This window comes from Ameyamaea chiangmaiensis, assembly GCF_013376175.1.
Lineage (GTDB): Bacteria > Pseudomonadota > Alphaproteobacteria > Acetobacterales > Acetobacteraceae > Ameyamaea > Ameyamaea chiangmaiensis.
The window spans coordinates 1-5,430 of record NZ_JABXXR010000171.1 but is presented as its reverse complement, the minus strand read 5'-3'; the positions used below and the strand labels follow the sequence as shown (position 1 = coordinate 5,430).

The following is a 5,430-nucleotide window of genomic DNA, read 5'->3' as shown; positions in this document are numbered from 1 at the left end:
AAGAAGGCAGGGAAACCATTGTCGCCGCGCGCGACGCCTTCGGCAAAGACATACTCACCGCCGTCCGGGCGCCGGCCGTCCAGCAAAGCATCGACGGCCTCGGCCATGCTGGCGTCCGAGGCCCCCAGAAGCTGTAGCGCGCGCGCCGGCGAACCCCGCGCGGGGCCGAGGATCGCCCGCGCCGCCGTATCGTCCACATCGTGCGCGCGCAAGGCCTGTATCATGGCGACGTCCGACAGGGGCTCGAGCTTCAGCAGGCGGCATCGGCTGCGGATCGTCGGCAGCAGCCGACCCGGCGCGTCGCAGGTCAGCAGCAGCAACGCGCGCGGCGGCGGCTCTTCCAGAATTTTCAGCAGCGCATTGGCCGCGTTCCGGTTCATGTGGTCCGCGCCGTCGATCACCACGACGCGCCAGCCGCCTTCGGCCGCCGTGCGGCGCAGGAAATCACCCGCCGGCCGGATGTCGTCGGCCACGATCTCGGTGCGCTGGCGCCCACGCTTTTCGTCGATCCCGCGCGCAATCATCAGAAGATCGGCGTGCGTCCCCGCGCTGACGCGCCGCCCGGCGGGCGATGCAGGGTCTTCGGCCTTCAACAGTATGCGGGCAAATTGGAGGGCAAGGCTGGCTTTGCCGATCCCCGGCGGCCCAGCCATAAGCCAGGCATGATGCAGACGCGCCGATGACAGGGCCGCGCGAAACGCCTCCGCCGCCGAATCGTGTCCGACCAGACCCGCCACTCCCACCCGATCAGACCCGGCGCGAGGCGAGCGCCCCGGCGACCGTCGCAAACACGGCCTCGGCCACGACATCGGGCGCGCCGGTGGCGTCTATACTGACGCACCGATGGGGATTACGGCGGCCAATGTCGCCAAACCCGCGTCGCACACGTTCATGGAAGGCCTCGGTGCTGGCCTCGAAGCGGTCGGTGCGGCCGCCGCGCGCGGCCAGCCGTTCAAGCGCGACCTCGCGCGGCACCTCCAGCATGAGGGTCAGATCCGGCGACCGCCCGATCTGATCCTGCAGGGCATTCACCAGACGAAGCATGTCCGGGTTTGCCTCGCCCCGTCCCCAGGCCTGATAGGCTTCGGTCGAGTCGGTGAAGCGATCGCACAGCACGATGTCGCCGCGCTCCAGCGCCGGACGAATAAGGGTGTCCACATGGTCGGCGCGCGCGGCGAACATCGCGAAGATCTCGGCGCGCAGGGACAGTTCGTGCCCGCTAAACAACAGGAACTCACGCAGGGCCTCGGCTCCGGGTGCACCGCCCGGCTCGCGCGTTACCACGACCCGGTGACCTTGCTGGCGGAGCCTTTCTGCCAGAAGACGGGTCTGCGTGGATTTCCCCGCGCCCTCGCCGCCCTCGAATGTCAGAAAGAACCCCGTCACGCGTCTCAGTCCTGCGCCGTGCCGTGCAGCCCCAGACGCGCCGACGCCCGAGCGAACAGACCCAGCTTCTCAACACCGTGGGCGGCCACCAGAGGCATGCGGATATCGGTCATGCCGGGATTGGTGATCACCAGTTCGGCCAGCGGCGCCCCGGCCGCGATCGGTGCCGCCACCGGCGCCTGATAATCGAGTGCGAAATGCGTCCGGCTCTGCCAGCCATGCGGCAGGGTCAGCACGATGTCGCGCGTCGTCACGACGCCGACCGTGGCGCTGGCGCCCATCCAGACCGGCACGTGGTCGACCACGCGTCCACGCTCGACCAGCGTCACGTTCTCGAAATTCGCGAAGGCCCAGCCCAGCAGCCTCTCGCCTTCGTGCGCGCGGGCGTTCGAACTCGGCATGCCGTTGATGGCCATGACGATACGGTTGCCGTTGCGCAGCGAACTGGCGCACAGGCCGAACCCGCCCGCATCGGTGTGGCCGGTCTTCAGTCCGTCGGCCAGTCCCTTGTCGACCAGCACGTTCCGGTTGCCCTGCCGGATGTTGTTGAACCGGTACTCGGTCTCGGAAAAGAAATGATAATAGTCCGGGAAATCGCGCAGGATCGCGCACGCCAGCAACGCGACGTCGCGCGCGGACATATAATGCCCCTCGGCGGGCCAGCCCGTCGCGTTCATGAAATGCGTGTTGGTCAGGCCGAGCCGCTGTGCCTCGGTGTTCATCAGGTTGGCGAACTGCTCTTCCGAACCGGAAATGCCTTCGGCCAGCACGATGCAGGCATCGTTGCCGGACTGGATGACCATGCCCTGGATCAGGTCCTGCACCGCCACGGCCTGTCCCAGCGGCACGAACATTTTCGAGCCCTGCATGCGCCATGCCTTCTCACTGACCGGCAACTGCTGGTCGAGGTGAAGACGGCCGGATTTCAGCATGGAAAAGGTGATGTAGGCCGTCATCATCTTGGTCAGCGACGACGGCGGCATGCGCTCGTCAGGCGCTTTTTCCATAAGCACCGCGCCGGTGGTGAAGTCGATGATGCAGGCCCAGCGCGCCAGCGTATCCACCGGGCCGATCGGCGTGTTCGCCGGGGACGACATCGCCGCGCCATCGGCACCGGTCGTGTCGCCGTCCTCGTCTCCGCCAGCCGCATGCGGCTTGTGCGCTGCGCCGGTGGCCGCGCGATGACGATGCGGCGCCGCCAGGGCGGATGCCCCGGGCAGCAGGCCGGACAGACCGGCAGCCGCGCCGGCGAGAAGGGTTCTACGATTCGGCACGGTCAGTTCTGCTCCACCACGATGCGCGCTCCCGTTACTCCTTCGGCGAGGATCTGGTCCAGTGCCTTGTCAGCCCCGGCGACGTCCGCGAAGGGGCCTGCGCGGACATGCCATACCAGACCCCGCGGATCGGCACGATAATCGACGCGCGCACCGCACCGCCGCGCGACCGAGCCCGCATAGCGACGTTGGGAAAAGTCCCCCGCGTCCACCCATAGCGTGCCACCCGTCGCATACCCCTGTGCATAGGTTACGGGCAGATGATCGACCGCCAGATGCTCGGCCTGGGCGCTGTCGGGCAGGCGGGTCGGCGTGGTGGACGGTGCGCCGCCCAGCGTCTCGACACTAACCGCACCGACAGGGGCGGCCTGGATCGCCAGATGGCGCGCGTCCGGGCTTTGCTCGTTGATCTGGCGGCTGCGGGATTCGTCTTCCACGATCTCGACCCGCGCCGGGGCGTCGCCGATCCCCAGCGTTCGCGCGACGGTCGGCGTCACTGACAGGATCCGGCCCGGGTCGGCCGGCCCGCGATCGTTGAGGCGAATGGTTACCTGACGCCCATTGTCCAGATTGCGCACCGTCACGATCGACGGAAGCTGAAGCGTCTGATGCGCCCCGGCCATCGCCGACCGGTCATAATGTTCCCCGTCGGCGGTAATGTGCGCATCCGTGTCGCGGTCGACGACCGCCAGGCCGGTTGCCTGGTAGGCAAAATCCTCGCGCGGGTAGAACCACACGCCGCGTTCACCCCGCCAGCCGGAACCGACCGTGTAGTGCACCTGCTCAGGCGGCAGCGGCGGCGCGGGCTTGTGGCAGGATGCAAGGGCAGCGGTGACGCTCACCATCGCAGCGTAGCGGCCCAGTCTCACGCCACGGCACTCCCGAGCAGCCCCACGGCCAGCGCATAGAAATCCGAGGGGTTATAGCGGCGGATCACGTTGAAGTTGCGATAGACCATGAAGCTCTCGCCACCCGGGCCGTCGGGACGCAGCACCGCGCCGCTGACGTCCGGGCGGGAGAACGGGCGACCGTCGGCCCGCGTCACGCCCTGGGCCATCCAGGCGGACAGGGGTCGAACCTGCGTGCGGCCAAGCGTGGCCTGGGCAACGGTATCGGGGACGCGAACCGGCTGCCCCCAGGGCTCGGACGCCGACCAGCCACAGCGCGATAGGTAATTCGCAACGGACGCGAACACATCGGGCTCCGAGCGCCAGATATCGCGACGTCCGTCACCGTCCCCGTCAGCGGCATATTTCAGATAGGCGCTGGGCATGAACTGCGGCTGCCCCATCGCCCCGGCGTAGGAGCCCATCATCGCCTCGGGCGCGATATCGCCATGATCGAGGATCCGCAGGGCGTTCAGAAGTTCGCTGCGAAAGAAGGCGGACCGTCGACCGTCGAAACCCAGCGTCGCCAGCGCGTCCACGATCCGGAATGTGCCCATATGCGCGCCATAACCGGACTCGAGGCCCCATATCCCCACGATGATACGCGAATCCACGCCGTAGCGCGTGCCGATCTGGTCAAGCATTGCCTGACGCTGGGCGAACGCCGCCTTGCCGCCGCTGATCCGGGTCGGGCCAAGGACGCGGGCACGATACTGCGCCCAGGTCAGCGTGAATTCGGGTTGGTGCCGGTCGCGCTTGAGCACGTCCGGGTTCGGGACCGTCGTCAGCGACAGGGCGCGACTGACGATGCCGGCATTCAGGCCGAGACCAACCGCCTCGGCCCGCACACCGTCCAGAAACGCGGCATAGGTCTGCGCCCTAGGACGCGCAGGCGAAACAAACGGTGCGAGCGCGGACGCGGCCAACACCTGACGACGATGGATCATGATCGGGACCTGAGTTGTCGTCCGCCCCGTTCAGGGCGGACGTGGAGCCGTGTCGTGCGCCTGTGCGGCCCGACGCGTCACGGCTTGAGAGGACGCCCCTCGGCCGCGCCGTAGAAAATGAAGTGCAGGAACGGGTTGGCATGGACCGCCGCGACGTCGGGATTGGCGGCGACATAGTCGGCCGCGTTGAAATACGGGTTAGGATCCCGCATCTCGACATGGCCGTACGCCAGATAATGCGCCGCCGGATCCAGACCGGCGACATCCGGATAGGTCGCGCTGTACCAAACCGGGTCGAAGCGGAACATGGCCAGAGGCAGCGGGTCCGCCGCTACCGCTGGCTCCGGCACGCGTGCCGGAGCCTCCCGCGGAGGGGCGACCGCGTTGTGCGCGATCGTGTTGACTGGCGAACGTGGCGTCCGTGCCGCAGGACGGGGCATCGTGGTGCTCCGGGGGGGTGTGGTAGACGCGGCAGGACGACGGGCCATCGGGGGGTCCTCTTCAGAGATCGCTCCGAGTGTTAATAAAATTTCGCCCGTTCGCAAGGGGCGCCATACAGGGCCGCCCCACGGGTTTGGCGGCTGTGACGCTTCCGTGTCATACCGTTGCCCCTATTTTCGCCACAGCGCACGGACCGCTCCCATTTCCACGTCTCCTCCTTCCTGCATCCCGGACGTGGACAGGCCATAGGCATGCCGGACTTCACCACCATGCTGGCCCATGCCGGGCACGTGCCGTGGCTGCAGGCGCTGGCCATCGTGATCGGCACGTTCATCCTCGAGGACGCGGCAACGGTGCTGACCGGCATGGCAGTCCAGGCCGGCAGCGTCGCGCTGGCCACCGCCCTACCCGCGCTCTACGCCGGAATCATACTGGGCGATATCGGCCTCTATGGGCTGGGTGCGGCGGCCGCGCGCTGGCCCGCGGCACGGCGCT

At 67.8% G+C, this 5,430-nt stretch carries 6 protein-coding genes and 1 pseudogene; 1 reads left to right on the top strand and 6 read right to left on the bottom strand.

Going from position 1 to position 5,430, the window contains the following annotated elements; translation table 11 throughout:
* The 6 genes from HUK82_RS14250 to HUK82_RS17500 form a co-directional block, all read right to left on the bottom strand.
* Window positions 1-728, bottom strand: a 728-nt coding sequence (locus HUK82_RS14250; protein ID WP_256127039.1) for a DNA polymerase III subunit delta', incomplete at its 3' end; no start/stop codon positions are given.
* A 19-nt stretch (window positions 729-747) separates the two neighbouring features.
* Window positions 748-1,386: a dTMP kinase gene (gene tmk / locus HUK82_RS14245; protein ID WP_176614587.1), complete on the bottom strand. Its 639-nt coding sequence runs from the start codon at window positions 1,384-1,386 to the stop codon at window positions 748-750.
* 5 nt (window positions 1,387-1,391) lie between these two features.
* Window positions 1,392-2,660, bottom strand: a complete 1,269-nt coding sequence (locus HUK82_RS14240) for a D-alanyl-D-alanine carboxypeptidase family protein (RefSeq protein WP_264802228.1) — start codon at window positions 2,658-2,660, stop codon at window positions 1,392-1,394.
* A gap of 2 nt (window positions 2,661-2,662) precedes the next feature.
* The gene (locus HUK82_RS14235) at window positions 2,663-3,529 is read right to left on the bottom strand and encodes a septal ring lytic transglycosylase RlpA family protein (RefSeq protein WP_264802229.1); all 867 of its coding nucleotides are present in this window, start codon (window positions 3,527-3,529) and stop codon (window positions 2,663-2,665) included.
* On the bottom strand, window positions 3,526-4,494 hold the full coding sequence (locus HUK82_RS14230; RefSeq protein WP_176614586.1) for a lytic murein transglycosylase: 969 nt from the start codon (window positions 4,492-4,494) through the stop codon (window positions 3,526-3,528). Before HUK82_RS14230 ends, HUK82_RS14235 begins: the two co-directional genes overlap by 4 nt.
* A gap of 77 nt (window positions 4,495-4,571) precedes the next feature.
* Window positions 4,572-4,934 (bottom strand): hypothetical protein, encoded by a 363-nt coding sequence (locus HUK82_RS17500; RefSeq protein WP_176614585.1) that lies wholly within the window; start codon window positions 4,932-4,934, stop codon window positions 4,572-4,574.
* 252 nt (window positions 4,935-5,186) lie between these two features.
* Here HUK82_RS17500 and HUK82_RS14220 point away from each other — a divergent pair.
* A pseudogene (locus tag HUK82_RS14220) lies at window positions 5,187-5,430 on the top strand (hypothetical protein); the annotation flags it as partial.

Excerpts from the sequence above, each read along its gene's own strand:
- HUK82_RS14230 (WP_176614586.1), bottom strand. The coding sequence starts at position 4,494 with ATGATCCATCGTCGTCAGGTGTTGGCCGCGTCCGCGCTCGCACCGTTT.
- HUK82_RS17500 (WP_176614585.1), bottom strand. The coding sequence starts at position 4,934 with ATGCCCCGTCCTGCGGCACGGACGCCACGTTCGCCAGTCAACACGATC.